This window comes from Nonomuraea aridisoli, from assembly GCF_003236395.1.
Classification (GTDB): domain Bacteria; phylum Actinomycetota; class Actinomycetes; order Streptosporangiales; family Streptosporangiaceae; genus Nonomuraea; species Nonomuraea aridisoli.
The window spans coordinates 13,649-28,547 of the sequence record NZ_POUD01000097.1 but is presented as its reverse complement, the minus strand read 5'-3'; the positions used below and the strand labels follow the sequence as shown (position 1 = coordinate 28,547).

Annotated in this window: 13 protein-coding genes; 4 read left to right on the top strand and 9 right to left on the bottom strand. The window is 70.4% G+C overall.

Annotation, left to right across the window (positions count from 1 at the left end; all coding sequences use genetic code 11):
* Window positions 1-222: 222 nt before the first annotated feature.
* Window positions 223-1,092, bottom strand: a complete 870-nt coding sequence (locus tag C1J01_RS23095; RefSeq protein ID WP_111181060.1) for a LysR family transcriptional regulator — start codon at window positions 1,090-1,092, stop codon at window positions 223-225.
* Window positions 1,093-1,172: 80 nt separating this feature from the next.
* Here C1J01_RS23095 and C1J01_RS23090 point away from each other — a divergent pair, with 80 nt between their 5' ends.
* Window positions 1,173-2,384, top strand: a complete 1,212-nt coding sequence (locus tag C1J01_RS23090; protein ID WP_111181059.1) for an MFS transporter — start codon at window positions 1,173-1,175, stop codon at window positions 2,382-2,384.
* A gap of 24 nt (window positions 2,385-2,408) precedes the next feature.
* On the top strand, window positions 2,409-2,792 hold the full coding sequence (locus C1J01_RS23085) for a VOC family protein (RefSeq protein ID WP_111181058.1): 384 nt from the start codon (window positions 2,409-2,411) through the stop codon (window positions 2,790-2,792).
* Between the two features lie 83 nt (window positions 2,793-2,875).
* Here the strand turns inward: C1J01_RS23085 and gatB are convergent, their stop codons facing one another.
* The 5 genes from gatB to C1J01_RS23060 form a co-directional block, all read right to left on the bottom strand.
* A complete protein-coding gene (gene gatB, locus C1J01_RS23080; RefSeq protein WP_111181062.1) occupies window positions 2,876-4,363 on the bottom strand; it encodes an Asp-tRNA(Asn)/Glu-tRNA(Gln) amidotransferase subunit GatB in 1,488 nt (495 codons plus the stop codon).
* Between the two features lie 2 nt (window positions 4,364-4,365).
* Window positions 4,366-5,856: an Asp-tRNA(Asn)/Glu-tRNA(Gln) amidotransferase subunit GatA gene (gene gatA, locus C1J01_RS23075; RefSeq protein WP_111181057.1), complete on the bottom strand. Its 1,491-nt coding sequence runs from the start codon at window positions 5,854-5,856 to the stop codon at window positions 4,366-4,368.
* Complete coding sequence (gatC, locus tag C1J01_RS23070; protein WP_111181056.1) at window positions 5,853-6,152, bottom strand: Asp-tRNA(Asn)/Glu-tRNA(Gln) amidotransferase subunit GatC; 300 nt, start codon at window positions 6,150-6,152, stop codon at window positions 5,853-5,855. Before gatC ends, gatA begins: the two co-directional genes overlap by 4 nt.
* A 90-nt stretch (window positions 6,153-6,242) precedes the next feature.
* Window positions 6,243-8,315 carry a putative bifunctional diguanylate cyclase/phosphodiesterase gene (locus C1J01_RS23065; protein ID WP_111181055.1) on the bottom strand — a complete coding sequence of 691 codons (2,073 nt, stop codon included), beginning with the start codon at window positions 8,313-8,315 and terminating at the stop codon, window positions 6,243-6,245.
* A 350-nt stretch (window positions 8,316-8,665) separates the two neighbouring features.
* Window positions 8,666-9,262 carry a TetR/AcrR family transcriptional regulator gene (locus tag C1J01_RS23060; protein WP_235854604.1) on the bottom strand — a complete coding sequence of 199 codons (597 nt, stop codon included), beginning with the start codon at window positions 9,260-9,262 and terminating at the stop codon, window positions 8,666-8,668.
* Window positions 9,263-9,338: 76 nt separating this feature from the next.
* Between C1J01_RS23060 and C1J01_RS23055 the strand changes: the two genes are divergently transcribed.
* Window positions 9,339-10,172 carry an NAD(P)H-binding protein gene (locus C1J01_RS23055; RefSeq protein ID WP_111181053.1) on the top strand — a complete coding sequence of 278 codons (834 nt, stop codon included), beginning with the start codon at window positions 9,339-9,341 and terminating at the stop codon, window positions 10,170-10,172.
* Between the two features lie 182 nt (window positions 10,173-10,354).
* On the opposite strand, the gene C1J01_RS23050 is transcribed toward C1J01_RS23055, so the two are convergent.
* A complete protein-coding gene (locus C1J01_RS23050; RefSeq protein ID WP_111181052.1) occupies window positions 10,355-11,326 on the bottom strand; it encodes an SDR family NAD(P)-dependent oxidoreductase in 972 nt (323 codons plus the stop codon).
* 145 nt (window positions 11,327-11,471) lie between these two features.
* On the opposite strand from C1J01_RS23050, the gene C1J01_RS23045 reads away from it, so the two are divergent.
* Window positions 11,472-12,086, top strand: coding sequence for a TetR/AcrR family transcriptional regulator (locus C1J01_RS23045; protein WP_220040058.1), 615 nt, complete (start codon window positions 11,472-11,474; stop codon window positions 12,084-12,086).
* 135 nt (window positions 12,087-12,221) lie between these two features.
* On the opposite strand, the gene C1J01_RS54135 is transcribed toward C1J01_RS23045, so the two are convergent.
* Both C1J01_RS54135 and ligA read right to left on the bottom strand, forming a co-directional pair.
* Window positions 12,222-12,344 carry a hypothetical protein gene (locus tag C1J01_RS54135; RefSeq protein ID WP_438943125.1) on the bottom strand — a complete coding sequence of 41 codons (123 nt, stop codon included), beginning with the start codon at window positions 12,342-12,344 and terminating at the stop codon, window positions 12,222-12,224.
* A 329-nt stretch (window positions 12,345-12,673) separates the two neighbouring features.
* Window positions 12,674-14,863 carry an NAD-dependent DNA ligase LigA gene (gene ligA / locus C1J01_RS23035; RefSeq protein ID WP_111181051.1) on the bottom strand — a complete coding sequence of 730 codons (2,190 nt, stop codon included), beginning with the start codon at window positions 14,861-14,863 and terminating at the stop codon, window positions 12,674-12,676.
* Window positions 14,864-14,899: the final 36 nt, after the last annotated feature.

Below are 14,899 nucleotides of genomic sequence, written 5' to 3'. Positions count from 1 at the left end.
CGCGTCCCCCTCCCCACCCGCGAGGAGGACTAGGGCGTCTCAGCCGGCACCGCGGTCGAGGATCCCCCACTCGGCCGCGTGCCGGGCCCCGCTCCGGTGGCGAGCCGGTGGACGCCGGGCGTACCGCACCGCGCTGGACCGCAACGTCCGGGGCGGCGTCACGATCTCCCGCGCGGACCTCGCCCACGCCGTTCTCGCCGCGCCGGCGGACCCGGACGCCCCTCATGGACGCGACGAGGCGATCAGCTCCAGGAAGGCGGTGGCCGCCGGGGACGGCCGGTTGTCCCAGATCAGGTGCTCCACCCGGGTGGGAGCATCGCGAAGGCGGATGACGCGCAGGTCGGGGAAGCGCGGCGCGTACGCGGCCGGCAGCATGCCCACGCCGAGGCCCTGCCGTACCAGATCGACCATGAAATCGGCGGACGACACCTCGAAGGGCACCTCACGCCGCACCCCCGCGGCCGCGAAGGCCTCGTCCGACTGCGCTCGCCCGGCCGCGCCGGCGCGGAAGTCGATGAACGGCTCCTCCGCCAGGCTCCGCAGGTCCGTCTCGTTCACCGCCAGGTGGTGATCCGGCGCGACCACGGCGACCAGCTCGCCCCCGCCCAGCCGGCGACTCTGGACGCCCTTCGGCTCCGCGCGGGGCGGCAGGCCGAGGAACGCGACGTCGACGCCGCCCTGCCGGACCCGATCGATGAGCTCCGCGCTGCCCGCCGAGGTGAGCGTGATGTGCACCCGCGGATGGCGCCGGCGGTAGTCCCTCAGGGCCACCGGCAGGTCGACGGCCGCCACGGTGGGGATGGCGCCGACGGCCAGCCGCCCGCGGATCTCCCCACCGGCGGCCGCCACCTCGGCCCGCGCGCGGTCCGCGGCCTCCAGGCACTCCCGGGCCGCGGGCAGGAACGCCTCCCCGGCCGGCGTCAGCCGTACGCGGCGGCTGGTGCGCTCGAACAGCCGGGCGCCCAGCTCCCGTTCCAGAGCGGCGATCTGATGACTGAGGGCCGACTGCACGACCCGGCACCGTTCGGCGGCCCGGGTGAAGTTGCTGGTCTCCGCGACGGCGACGACGTACCTCAGTTGCTGCAGTTCCATTCAACCATCGTGCATCACGATCGATCGCCATGAAAAGTATGTGTTGGACTCATCGATCGCCGGCCCCGCACCCTTGACCCATGACGACAACCGGTCTGACGTCGCCCGCACAGGACAACCATCCGCACTCTGCCTTGAGGTCATGGCTCGGCGTCTCCGCCATCACCGCCAGCCTCTTCGTCTTCCTCACCACCGAGTTGATGCCCGTCGGCCTGCTCACCCCGATCAGCGCGAGCCTGAGCATCTCGGTGGGCCTCGCCGGGCTGATAGTCACCTTGTACGGCGTGTCGGCCGGGCTGGGAGTGCCGTTCATCGTGGCCTGGAGCAGGCGCGTCAATCGACGGGTCCTGCTGTCCACGCTGCTAGCGATCCTGACCGTGGGAAACGTGATCACCGCGATCTCGCCGAACTATCCGCTGGTCCTTACGACGCGGCTGGTCATGGGATTCGCCAGCGGCGTGTTCTGGGCCATAGGCGTGAGCATGGCGATGCGCCTCGTTCCCGAGCGCCACGCGAGCAGGGCCGCCGCGGTCGTCATGTCCGGGATCTCGATCGCCGCAGTCGTGGGCATACCGCTGGGAACGATCCTGGAGAGCCTCACCGACTGGCGGACCACGTTCCTCATCTGGGCCGGTCTCAGCGTGCTCGTTCTCCTGACGGTCGTGGCCGCCGTCCCGTCGCTGCCGTCGGCGAACGCGGTTTCGGTCCGGGAGGTCTTCGGGCTTCCGTCGAAGAACCTGCCGCTACGCCGGGTGTTGTTCACCGTCGTGCTGTTCGTGCTCGGGCATTTCGGGGCGTACACCTTCGTCCGCCCCTATCTGGAGGACAGCGCGGCCGCCACGCCCTTCTTCATCACCGTGGTGCTGATGGTCTACGGCGCCGGAGGCGCGGCCGGCAACTTCATCGCCGGGTACACGGTGAACAGGAGTCTGCGGGGCAGTTTCATCGTCGGCTGCGCCGGACTCGTGGTGTCCTTGTTGTCGCTGCCGGCGATCGGGCACGGGCAGGCCGGTTCGATCGTCTCGCTGGTCCTCTGGGGAGTGTCCTTCGGCGTCGTCCAGCTGTGCCAGGTCAACATGACGCAGGCCGCCGCGCCCGACACCTTCGAAGCCGCGATGTCCCTCAACACGATGGCGTACAACACCTCCATCGCGCTGGGCGCGCTTCTCGGCGGGCTGTTCGCCGACCACCTGGGCGTCACCAGTGTCGTCTGGTTCGGCGTGGCACTGACGGCGGCATCGCTGCTGCTCACCCTCGGCACCCGGCAGCGGGCCTCACGCCCCGGCCGGTGACCTGCTGATGCGAGGAGATCTCCGATGCGCGTGAAAGCCTTCGATCACCTGGTCCTCAACGTCCGAGACATCGAGCGGGCCCTGGAGTTCTACTCCGGAACACTCGGGCTCGAACAGGAGCGGGTCGCTGAGTGGCGGGCGGGTGAAGCGCCTTTCCCCTCGGTACGGGTCAACGAGTCCACCATCATCGATCTGGTCGAACGTCCGCGAGGCGGATCCAACGTGGACCACCTCTGCCTCGTCGTCGATCCTCTGGACTGGCAGCAGGTGATCGATTCCGGTGTCCTCGCCGTGCTGGAGGGTCCGGTCCGCCGGTTCGGCGCGCGTGGCGACGCACAGTCGGTGTACGTGCGCGACCCGGACGGCAACACCGTCGAGCTGCGCTGGTATCTCGAAGACGCCGCCTGACCGCTCACCGGCAGGCCCTCGGCGCGAGACGGCCCCGCCGATCCTCCGGGATCGACGGGGCCGTCTACGGGCCGTCTACGGGGTCACTCCGAGACGCCGAGCTTCTCCAGGATGAGCTGGCGGGCGCGGGCCGCGTCCGCCTTGCCCTTGCTGGCGCGCATGACGCCGCCGACCAGGGCGCCGGCCGCGGCGATCTTGCCGGAACGGACCTTGTCGGCCGCGTCGGCGTTGTCGGCCAGCACCTGGTCGATGATGGCCGACAGCTCGCCCTCGTCGTTGACGATCTGCAGCCCGCGCTTCTCGACCACCTCGTCGGGCGTGCCCTCACCGGCCAGCACGCCTTCGAGCACCTCCCGCGCCAGCTTGTCGTTGAGCGCCCCCGAGGCCACCAGCTCGGTCACCCGGGCGATCTGGGCCGGCGTGATGGGCAGCTCGGCCAGCGACGTGCCGGTCTCGTTGGCCCGCCGGGCCAGCTCGCCCATCCACCACTTGCGCGCGTCGGCCGCCGGGGCGCCGGCCGCGACCGTGGCCTCGACCAGGTCGAACGCGTCGGCGTTGTGCATGGCCTGCATGTCGAGGTCGGACAGACCCCACTCGGCCTGCAGCCGCTTGCGCCTGACCGACGGCAGCTCGGGCAGGGCCGCCTTCAGCTCGGCCACCCACGCCGGGTCGGGCGCGATCGGCACCAGGTCGGGCTCGGGGAAGTAGCGGTAGTCCTGCGCCTCCTCCTTGGACCGGCCCGAGGTCGTGGTGCCGGTGTCCTCGTGGAAGTGGCGGGTCTCCTGGACGATCTTGCCGCCCTCGGCGAGCACGCCCGCCTGACGCTCGATCTCGCTGCGCACCGCCCGCTCGACGCTGCGCAGGGAGTTCACGTTCTTGGTCTCCGTACGGGTGCCCCACTCGGACGAGCCGCGCGGCATCAGCGAGACGTTGACGTCGCACCGCAGCGACCCCTCCTCCATGCGCACGTCGGAGACGCCCAGCGAGCGCATGATCTCGCGCAGCTCGGTCACGTACGCCTTGGCCACCTCGGGCGCGAGCCGGTCGGTGCCGGGGATGGGCTTGGTCACGATCTCGACCAGCGGGATGCCGGCCCGGTTGTAGTCGACGATCGAGTAGTCGGCCCCGTGGATGCGCCCGGTCGCGCCGCCCACGTGGGTGGACTTGCCGGTGTCCTCCTCCAGGTGGACCCGCTCGATCTCGATCCGCACGGTCTCGCCGTTGACCTCGACGTCGATGTAGCCGTCGTAGCAGAGCGGCTCGTCGTACTGGGAGATCTGGTAGTTCTTCGGCATGTCCGGATAGAAGTAGTTCTTCCGGGCGAAGCGGCACCACTCGGCGATCGAGCAGTTCAGCGCGAGGCCGATGCGGATGGTCGACTCGATGGCCTTGGCGTTGGCCACCGGCAGGGCGCCGGGGAATGCCAGACAGGTCGGGCAGACCTGCGTGTTGGGCGGGGCGCCGAAGGTGGTCTTGCAGCCGCAGAACATCTTCGACCTGGTGCCCAGCTCGACGTGCGTCTCCAGCCCGAGCACCGGCTCGAACCGGTCGAGCGCTTCGTCATAGAGCATCGTCATAGCGACGGGGCCTCCTTCAGCAGCGGGCCGCCCCAGCGGCTCTCCAGCGCCTGCTCCACGGCGGCGCCGACGCGGTAGCAGCGGTCGTCGGCCAGGACCGGGGCCATGATCTGCAGGCCGACCGGCAGGCCGTCCTCGTCGGCCAGGCCGCACGGCACCGACATGGCCGCGTTGCCGGCCAGGTTGGACGGGATGGTGCACAGGTCGGCGAGGTACATCGCCATCGGGTCGTCGGCGCGCTCGCCGATCGAGAACGCCGTGGTCGGCGTGGTCGGCGACACCAGCACGTCGACCTGCTGGAACGCGGCCTCGAACTCGCGCGAGATGACCGTGCGCACCTTCTGGGCCTGGCCGTAGTAGGCGTCGTAGTAGCCGCTCGACAGCGCGTACGTGCCGAGCATGATGCGCCGCTTGACCTCGGGGCCGAACCCGGCGGCCCGGGTCAGCGCCATGACCTCCTCGGCGCTGCGGGTGCCGTCGTCGCCCACGCGCAGGCCGTAGCGCATCGCGTCGAAGCGGGCCAGGTTGGACGAGCACTCCGACGGCGCGATCAGGTAGTAGGCCGGCAGCGCGGTCGTGAACGACGGGCAGGAGACCTCGACGACCTTGGCCCCGAGCGACTCCAGGAGCTGGACGGCCTCGTGGTAGCGGGCCAGCACGCCCGGCTGGTAGCCCTCGCCGCCGAACTCCCTGACCACGCCGATGCGCATCCCGGCGATGTCGGGGTTCTTCGCGGCCTCGACCACCGACGGCACGGGCGCGTCGATCGACGTCGAGTCCATCGGGTCGTGGCCGGAGAACGCCTCGTGCAGCAGCGCCGCGTCGAGCACGTTGCGCGCGAACGGCCCAGGCGTGTCGAGGGAGCTCGCGAACGCGATCAGCCCGTAGCGGGACGAACCACCATAGGTCGGCTTCATGCCCACGATGCCGGTCACCGCGGCGGGCTGCCGGATCGAGCCGCCGGTGTCGGTGCCGGTGGACAGCGGCGCCTCGTACGCGGCCACGGCGGCGCTGGAGCCGCCCGACGAGCCGCCGGGCACCTTCGTCAGGTCCCACGGGTTACGCGTCGGATGGAACGCGGAGTTCTCCGTCGAGGAGCCCATGGCGAACTCGTCGAGGTTGGTCTTGCCCAGGATGACCAGGCCGGCCTCGCGCAGCCGCGCGGTCACGGTCGCGTCGTACGGCGGCCGCCACCCCTCGAGGATCTTGGAGGCGGCCGTCGTCGGCATGTCGCGCGTGGTGAAGATGTCCTTGTGCGCGATCGGCACCCCGGCCAGCGGCCCGAGCTTCTCGCCGGCCTTGAGCCGGGCGTCGATCGCCCGCGCCTGCTCCAGCGTCGTCTCACGGTCGACGTGCAGGAACGCCTGGACCTTGGGCTCGACCTCGGCCATCCGGTCGAGGTGCGCCTCGGCCACCTCGACCGCCGTCACCTCGCCGCCGGCGATCATCGCGCCCAGCTCGGCGGCGGTCTTGCGGATCAGGCTCATGCCTCCTCCCCGAGGATGCGCGGAACCCGGAAGCGGTCGTCCTCGACGGCGGGAGCGCCCGAGAGGGCCTGCTCCGGCGTCAGGCACGGACTCACCTCGTCGGCACGGAAGACGTTGGTCAGCGGAAGCGCGTGCGACGAAGGCGGCACATCCTCGGCGGCGACCTCGGCGACCTTCGCGACCGACTCGATGATGGCATCGAGCTGGGTGGCGTAGTGGTCGAGCTCGTCGTCGGTGAGCGCCAGCCTGGACAACCGGGCCAGGTGTGCGACCTCGTCGCGGGTTATGGCGGACATGAGTCGGTTAACCCGTTTCGTGGATGGAGTCTTTGGACACTGCCATCCTAGGGGCCTTGACGGATTAGCCCCGAACCATTAACTCCAGCATCAGGCGGAACGGCTGACCTCGGGCCGGTAGCCGTAGCCGGCCCCGGGCCCGGCGGCGGGCCGCTCGCGCAACCAGGCCGTGACGTCGGCGGCCGGCATCGGCTCGCCGAAGAGCCAGCCCTGCCCGACGTCGCAGCCCATCTCCGCCAGCCGTACGGCCACCTCGTCCGACTCCACGCCCTCGGCCACCGAGCGCAGCCCGAGCGAGCGGACTAGGTCGACGATGGAGCGCACGATGCGGTAGTCGTCCTCGGACTCGGCGATCCGGCGGACGAACGACGCGTCGATCTTGACCTCCGACACCGCCAGCCGCTGCAGCCGGATCAGCGACGAGTAGCCGGTGCCGAAGTCGTCGAGCGCCAGCGGCACGCCCAGCGTGGCCAGCGCCTTGATCGTCTCCTGGGTGTAGGCCTGCTCGCCGGTCAGGATGCGTTCGGTGACCTCCAGCTGGATGGCCGTCGGCGGCAGCCCGTAGCGGGCCAGGCCCGCCTCCAGCCGCTGCGGCAGGGCCGCGCCGAGCAGGTCGCGCGCCGAGATGTTGATCGAGATCTGCAGCCGCGTGCCGCTGTGCCACCAGCGGGCGGCCTGCTCCAGCGCCTCCTCGATCACGTACGCCGTGAGCTGCCGCATCAGGTAGGACTGCTCGGCCAGCGGCACGAAGTCGGACGGCGCGATCGGCCCGTGCACGGGGTGGCGCCAGCGCAGCAGCGCCTCGACGCCGGGGACTTCGCCGGTGGCGAGGACGACCTTGGGCTGGTAGTGCAGGCGCAGGTCGCGGTCGTCGATGGCGCGGCGCAGGTCGCCGAGGAGGGTGAGGCGCTCGGGAGAGTTGCGGTCCTTGTCGGGCTGGTAGAGCTCGACGCCGGTACGCCCCTCCTTGGCCAGGTACATCGCCACGTCGGCCCGCTGCAGCAGCAGCTCGAAGTCGGGCGCGTGGTCCGGGTACAGGGCGATCCCGACGGAGGCGTCCATGTCGAACGTCATGCCCTCGAGCCGCACCGGCTCGGTGAGCGCGGCCCGCAGCCGGGCGGCCACCTCCCTGGCCGCGTGGGCGTCCCTGATGGACGGCAGCAACACCGCGAACTCGTCGCCGCCGAGCCGCGCCACGACGTCGCCCGGGCGCACCGAATGGGTGAGGCGGTGGGCGACCATCTGCAGCAGCCGGTCCCCAACGGGGTGGCCCATCGTGTCGTTGACCTCTTTGAACCGGTCGAGGTCGAGCAGGAACAACCCCACCCGTTCGTCCTGGCGCACCTCGGCCAGCGCCTCTTCGGTGCTGACGACGAGCATCTTGCGGTTGGGCAGACCGGTCAGCTCGTCGTGCAGGGCCTGGTGGTCGCGGCGCATGGACAGCGTGGCGGTGAAGTAGACGGCGGCCAGCGGCGCGACGAACAGCGGCACGAGCCCCGGCGAGTGGTTCATCACCACGACGACCAGGGGCGCGAGGCCGAGCAGCCCGGCGTACACCAGGCTCTGCGGGCCCACGGTGGCCTTGAGCACGCGCACGATCGAACGCCGCTCGTGCAGCGCGACCGCGCCGCAGACGAGGGCCGCCCTGGTGGCGAAGTACGCGATGCCGGCCAGCGCGATCGCCGGCAGGTCGCCGCCGCCCGGCACCCAGGGCAGGGCCGGGCTCGGATGGATCCCGAACGCCCCCAGCACGACGGCGGCGGCGGTGAGCGCGATGGTGGACTGCGCGATGTTGAACATGACCCGATGCCACGCCTTGCGCGTGACCACGCCGTTCATGGCGACGGCGACGGCCTGCATGAGCACCGCGACGGGCAGCCCGAAGTGCAGCAGCACCGCGAAGGTGAACATGGTCGACGGGTACGTGCCGCCCACGGCGGTGGACGAGGACACCATGACGGGCCTGAGCTCGCCCAGGATCACCAGCACCATGAGCACCCAGAACAGCGGCGTGCGGGCCAGCCCGACCAGATCGGTCAGGTCCAGCCGGAGCATGGCCACCACCAGGGCGGTGAAGCCGATCACAGTGATCCCGGCGAGGTACGCCCACAAGGGCGTGCCGACGCGAGGACCGGTGTCGCGGGTGTCGGTTGGGTCAGTCATCGGTAACAGAACCCCCATCAGGTCACTATGGGAGAGTACGACCTTCACCCCACTTCGCGAAACCAAGCGCGTACGTTCCGTCACTTCTCCTTTCCGACATATACCCAAAAAGCACACTGTGTAGCAAGCTGTGCACTCTACGCCCATCACCCCGGAACCAGACAAGTCGCCGGGACCGGACCTGCACTGCCTCGTTCCGCGCCCCGGCAGGGCTTGGCGAGGTGGGGCCGGCCCATCAGCGGTCTCGGCAGGCACTGGGAAGCGGAAGTGGGATCGCTCCCCGGACGAAACGACGATCGTCCCGCATGCGGGCCGGGACGACATCCCGCCGAGAGTGCGGCACGCCAGCTTCAGGCGGCTTCCAGGGAGTCGAGCCAGGCGAGCAGGCGAGCGCCCTCACGCTCCATGACCCCCGGGTCCCGCAGGGCGTTGGCCAGCAGGGACATGCCCTGGTACGCCCCCACCAAGGTGAGCGCCAGGCCGTCGGGCTCCGGCTGCCCCAGCTCGTGGAACTGGCGCTCCACCCACGTGAGCAACAGCCGGATGACCCTGCCGGCTTCGACGTCCAAGCCGCCTTCATCGCGTTTGTCCAGCTCGACGGCCAGTGTGCCGGTCGGGCAGCCGTAGCGGGCGGCGAGGTCGCGCTGACTCACCCAGGCCTCGATCAGGCCCTTGAGGCGGGCACGGGGGTCGGTGAGCCGGTCCAGGCGACCGGTGAGCAGTTCCAGCTGCCGCGCGTGCTCGGACAGCGCGGCGGCGACGAGCTCGTCCTTGGTCTTGAAGTAGTAGTACACGTTGCCCACGGGAACCTCGGCCGCACGCGCGATGTCGGCGATGGTGGTGCGCTCGGCGCCCTGCCGGTGCACGACTTCGGCCGCCGCCCTCATGAGCCGCTGCCGCTTCGCACTGGACGCGCGGCCCCGGGCGGACTCTTTCAAGTCAGTCACCTGACTAACTATAGGCCCCTCACCCGTGCTACCGTTCTTCTAAGTCAGCCAACTAACTAACGACTCGAGGAACGTCATGATCGTTGTCACAGGGGCCACCGGGAACGTCGGCCGCACGCTGGTCCGCATCCTCGCCGAGCAGGGCCACGAGGTGACCGCCGTCTCCCGCGGCATCACCCCGGCCGACGTGCCGCCCGGCGTCCGCGCGGTCGCCGCCGACCTCTCGCGGCCCTCCGCCGAGGTGCCCGCCGAGGTGGACGCGGTCTTCCTGCTGATCGGCGGAGACCTGATGATGGCCGGCGACCCCGCCCGGGTCGTCGCCCCGTTCGCCGCCTCCGGCAAGATCGTCCTGCTGTCCTCCCAAGGCGTGACGACCCGCCCGGACTCCTTGTCACACGGCCGGGCCTTCGCCGCCTTCGAACAGGCCGTCATGGCGTCCGGCACCGAATGGACCATCCTGCGCCCCGGCGGCTTCGCCTCCAACGCCTACGCCTGGGTACCGTCCGTCAAGGCGACCCGCACGATCGCGGCGCCCTTCGGCGAGGTCGGCCTCCCGGTCATCGACCCCGACGACATCGCCGCCGTGGCCGCCGTCACCCTGACGCGGCCGGGCCACGCGAAGGCGACGTACGAACTGACCGGCCCCATGCCGACCACCCCACGCCAGCGCGCAAACGCCATCGCAGACGCCATCGGCGAGCCCGTCACCTTCATCGACCAGTCCCGCGAGGAGGCCCGCGCCCAGATGCTCACCTTCATGCCCGACCCGGTGGCCGACACCACCCTCGACATCCTCGGCACCCCGACCACCCGCGAACAGACCGTCAGCCCCGACGTCGAGAAGATCCTCGGCCGCACCCCCGCCACCTTCGCCGACTGGGCGGAGCGCAACGCCGCAGCCTTCCGCTGACGCCGTGACCCCCTGTCGAGGGCTTGACCTGATACGGAGAGCACTGATGGCGCGCCGGTGCAGGGCCAGGCCCTTGCATCCTGGCGGATCGTGCGACAGAGCAGCAGGTGCGCTGAGGCAGAAGCTGGTGGCCGCCGGTGACCGGTGCCATCGACAAGGGTCCGGCCCAGGCACTCGACCGGTCAGCCGGTGAGGTCGAGGGAGACGGCCCACAGGTGGCGGGCGGCGTCGGGGTCGAGCGCCCACTGCTTGACGCCGTGGCTGTTGCCGAACAGCGCGGCGTCGTCGGGCACGGTGTGGGCTTCGCGGGCGTCATCGAGATAGTGGCCGCCGGTGTGACCGAACTCGGGAGCGACCGCCGCGACAAGGGTGGTGGCGGCGCCCTGCTCGACGCTCTTGTAGGAGAAGACCCCCGCCGCCTCGGCCTGGTCCAAGTAGTCCTTCATCTTCTGGGTGAAGTGTCGTTGCAGCCCAGTGGCGACGCCGCCGGGGTTGACGGCGTTGGTGAAGATGCCGTCAGGCGCCCACCGACGGGTCGCTTCGACCGCGAAGAGGGAGTTGGCGGTCTTGGACTGGGCGTAGGCGGCTTGTGGGTCGTATTCGCGGCGTTCGAAGTGGATGTCGTCGAACACGATGGGCGATCTCATGTGTGCCGTGGAACTGACTGAGACGATGCGCGCTTCGCTCCTTTCGGCGGCGCCGGCGGCCAGGGCGTCGTGCAGCCCCAGACTCAGGGCGAAGTGGCCGAGGTGATTGGTCGCGAACTGCAGTTCCCAGCCTTCCGCGTTACGGAACAGGCCGTTCGTGATGACCCCTGCGTTGTTGATCAGCAGGTGCAGCGGTCCGTCCCAGCCCTGGACGAAGCCGGCCACCGAGGCGCGATCGGCAAGGTCCAGGGCGGCGACGTGCACGTCGTGGTTACCGGTCGAGGCCAGGATGTCCGCGGCCGCCTTCGCACCGGCGTCGGTGTTGCGGATCGCGAGGGTGACCTCGGCGCCGGCACGGGCGAGCGAGCGGGCGGTGGCCAGACCGATGCCCGAGGAGGCTCCGGTCACGATGGCGCGGACGTGGGTGAGGTCAAGGCCGTCGACGACGTCGTCCGCGGTACTCGTGGCGTCGAAGCGGGTGGTGATGAGTGGACGGTGCGTCGGCATCGAAGCCTCCTGGGCGAACCGGATGGTGGATGGTGATCGGAGTCACAAGCGTGGGGAACACGAGGCGGGGACCCTGGCACTGCACTGACTATACTCAAACAACATAGTTTGTATAGTTCGTCCAGCGGCGAGTACACTCGGGTGCGTGAGTTCCACCAGACCCGCCGCCCCCAGCCGTGACGAGAGTGAGACCGGTCGTCGCGAGCACGTCCTGGACGCCGCGCTGGTGACCTTCGCCCGCTACGGCTACCGGAAGACCTCGATGGACGATGTGGCGCGAGCCGCCGACATCTCCCGGCCGGGCCTGTACTTCTACTTCGCCTCGAAGCCGGACCTGTTCCGCGCCGCCGTCACCCGTGCGCTCGACGGCGACCTCGCAGCCGCCGAACGCGCTCTCGCAGACACCGATCGCCCGCTGCGCGACCGGCTCATCGAAGCCTTCGACCACTGGACCGGGCGTTACATCGGCCCGATGGCCAAGGAGGTCGCCGTGCTGATCGAGACCAACCCGGACCTGCTGGGCTCCATACCCGCGCGATACCCCCGGCGGTTCGCCGAGATGGTCGTTCATACCCTGGCCGCCGACGCGCCCGCCGATCGCGCGGACAGGGTGAGCGACGTGGCCCAGACCCTGCTCAGCACCGCGAACGGCATCAAACACGAAGCGCGCACCCGCGAAGAGTTCCTCGCGAGAATGACCACCGCCGTCGATCTCCTCACACTGGCACTCACCGCGGCACCCGGCACCCCACCGGCCTGACGTCGGTGCTGCCTCTCAAGAAACGCAGGACGGAGGCATAGACGGTTCACCCGGTTGTCAGCGCGCTCGTCGTGACCGCCGAGCACGACACCCTGGGCCGGCGTCCGCCGGAGATCCGGATGCCCGACCCCGTGATCAGCGGGGGCCGAGAACGCCGACCCCGAGCAGGAGGCACTGCTCGCCGACTCGCTGGGGCTCACGCTGCCCGTCGTCCTGCAGACGCTTGTCCCGCCCGAGCAGCCGGCCTTCGTGCTGCACGACATGTTCGCCGTGCCGTTCGGCGAGATCGCGCCCGCGCCCGTCACAACGCCGTGGCGCACCGGCGGAAGCCCCGGCCTACCGCACGTTCAGTGCGTTCCCCAGGTGAAGCGTCGTCCCTGAGCCCTCGCACCGGCTTGAGCTACTGGCGGCCGGCCGCCAGCACCTTCAGGCTGGGTGGCTCGCTACACCCCAGACATCCCCGTCCATTCGCGCGGTCCGTACAGCACCGTCTGTGGCGCGGCTGACGATGCCGTACGGAGCCCGCCGGCGTGCTACCGCCCACGCCCTCAGGAATGAGTGACCGGCGGGCATGACGGTCCGGCCGCCTACGACTCCGGAGGGACGGCCCTGGCGGAGGCCGACTCGGGGCCTTCCTTGAGGAGGATCTCGAACCCCTCCCCATCGAGGATCGGCACCCCCAGGCTCACCGCCTTGTCGTATTTGGACCCGGCGTTCTCACCCGCGATCAGGAACGACGTCTTCTTCGACACCGAAGAGGCCACCTTGCCGCCCCGGCTCGTGAGCGCCTCGGCCGCCGAGTCGCGGGTGTAGCCCTCGAGCGTGCCCGTCACCACGAACGTCAGCCCTTCGAGGATCTGCGGCCCCTTCTCCGGCGCCGGTTCGTCCTCCATGCGCACCCCGGCCGCCCGCCACCGTTCGACGATCTCGCGGTGCCAGTCGACCTCGAACCACTCCCGGATCGTGGCCGCCACCCGCGGCCCGATGCCCTCGACCGCGGCCAGCTCCTCCTCCGAGGCGTTCATGACGGCGTCGATCGAGCGCAGCTCGGCCGCGAGCGCGCGGGCCGTGGGCGGGCCGATGTGGCGGATCGACAGCGCCACCAGCACCTGGGCGAGCGAGGCCTGCTTGGCCTTCTCCAGCTCGTCCATCAGCACCAGGGCGTTCTGGCTGGGCTCGCCGTCGATGTTGCGGAACAGGGAGACGACCTTCTCCTCGCCCGTCTTCGGGTCGATCTTGGGCAGGCCGGTGTCGGGGTCGCGGACCACCGACTGGATCGGCATGATCTGCTCCAGCGTCAGGTCGAACAGGTCGGCCTCGGTGCGCACCACCGGCTGCTGCGGCGGCAGCGGCTGGGTGAGCGCGGTGGCCGCGACGTAGCCGAGCCCGTCGATGTTGAGCGCGCGCCGGCTCGCCGCGAAGAAGATGCGCTCGCGGATCTGCGCCGGGCAGCCGCGCGCGTTGGGGCAGCGCAGGTCGGCGTCGCCCTCCTTCTCGTACGCCAGCTCCGTGCCGCACTCGGGGCAGTGGGTCGGCATGACGAACTCCCGCTCGGACCCGTCGCGCAGCGCCGCCACCGGCCCGACGACCTCGGGGATGACGTCGCCCGCCTTGCGCAGCACGACGGTGTCGCCGATGAGCACGCCCTTCTTCTTGACGATGGCGGCGTTGTGGAGCGTGGCCCGCTCGACGGTCGAGCCCGACACCACGACCGGCTCCATCACCGCGAACGGCGTCACCCGCCCCGTGCGCCCGACCCCGACCTGGATGTCGAGCAGCTTGGTGTTGACCTCTTCCGGCGGATATTTGAACGCGATCGCCCAGCGCGGCGCCCGCGAGGTCGAGCCGAGCTCCCGCTGCGTGCGGAAGTCGTCGACCTTCACCACGACCCCGTCGATCTCGTAAGGGGGGTCGTGGCGGTGGGCGCGGTAGTGCTCGATGAACTCGTTGACCTCCTTGATGCCCGGCACCACCCGGTAGAGGTCGCTGACCGGCAGCCCGAACTCGCGCAGCCGCTCGTAGCAGTCGGACTGCGCCCGCGGCTCGCTCGAGCCCTCCCAGACGCCGATGCCGTGCACCAGCATGCGCAGCGGGCGCTGGGCGGTGACGCGCGGGTCCTTCTGCCGCAGCGTGCCGGCCGCGGAGTTGCGCGGGTTGGCGAACGGCGCCTTGCCCTGCTCCACGAGCTGCTCGTTGAGCTTGACGAAGTCGTCGACCGGGATGTAGACCTCGCCGCGCACCTCGACCAGGCTCGGCACGTCGTCGCCCTTGAGCCGGTGGGGCACGCCCTTGATCGTGCGGACGTTGGCCGTCACGTCGTCGCCGAGGCGGCCGTCGCCGCGGGTCGCGCCGCGCTCCAGCTTGCCGTCGCGGTAGACCAGCGCCACGGCCAGCCCGTCGATCTTGAGCTCGCACAGGTAGGGGCCGGGATCGCCCTCGGCCAGCCGCTCCACCCGCGCCTGCCAGCCCGCCATGTCGTCGCCGTCGAAGGCGTTGTCGAGGCTCTCCATGCGGTTGAGATGCTCGACCTTGGCGAAGTCGCCCGACACCGGCGCGCCCACCTTCTGGGTGGGCGAGTCGGGCGTCTGGAGCGTCGGATGGGCCTCCTCCAGGGCGAGCAGCTCATGGAACCACGCGTCGAACTGGGCGTCACTGACCGTGGGCTGGTCGAGCACGTAATAACGCCACCGGGCCTCCTCGACCAGCTCGCTCAGCTCGGCATGCCGCTTGAGCGCCGTGACCGGCACGCCTTCGACCTCGGAGCCTGGCTCACTCACCGCGGGGCCTCCCTTCGTCCGACACCCTCAGCAAAC

Bases quoted from the DNA above. Each gene is read 5' to 3' on its own strand.
- C1J01_RS23095 (WP_111181060.1), bottom strand. From the start codon at position 1,092: ATGGAACTGCAGCAACTGAGGTACGTCGTCGCCGTCGCGGAGACCAGC.
- C1J01_RS23090 (WP_111181059.1), top strand. From the start codon at position 1,173: ATGACGACAACCGGTCTGACGTCGCCCGCACAGGACAACCATCCGCAC.
- C1J01_RS23085 (WP_111181058.1), top strand. From the start codon at position 2,409: ATGCGCGTGAAAGCCTTCGATCACCTGGTCCTCAACGTCCGAGACATC.
- gatB (WP_111181062.1), bottom strand. From the start codon at position 4,363: ATGCTCTATGACGAAGCGCTCGACCGGTTCGAGCCGGTGCTCGGGCTG.
- gatA (WP_111181057.1), bottom strand. From the start codon at position 5,856: ATGAGCCTGATCCGCAAGACCGCCGCCGAGCTGGGCGCGATGATCGCC.
- gatC (WP_111181056.1), bottom strand. From the start codon at position 6,152: ATGTCCGCCATAACCCGCGACGAGGTCGCACACCTGGCCCGGTTGTCC.
- C1J01_RS23065 (WP_111181055.1), bottom strand. From the start codon at position 8,315: ATGACTGACCCAACCGACACCCGCGACACCGGTCCTCGCGTCGGCACG.
- C1J01_RS23055 (WP_111181053.1), top strand. From the start codon at position 9,339: ATGATCGTTGTCACAGGGGCCACCGGGAACGTCGGCCGCACGCTGGTC.
- C1J01_RS23050 (WP_111181052.1), bottom strand. From the start codon at position 11,326: ATGCCGACGCACCGTCCACTCATCACCACCCGCTTCGACGCCACGAGT.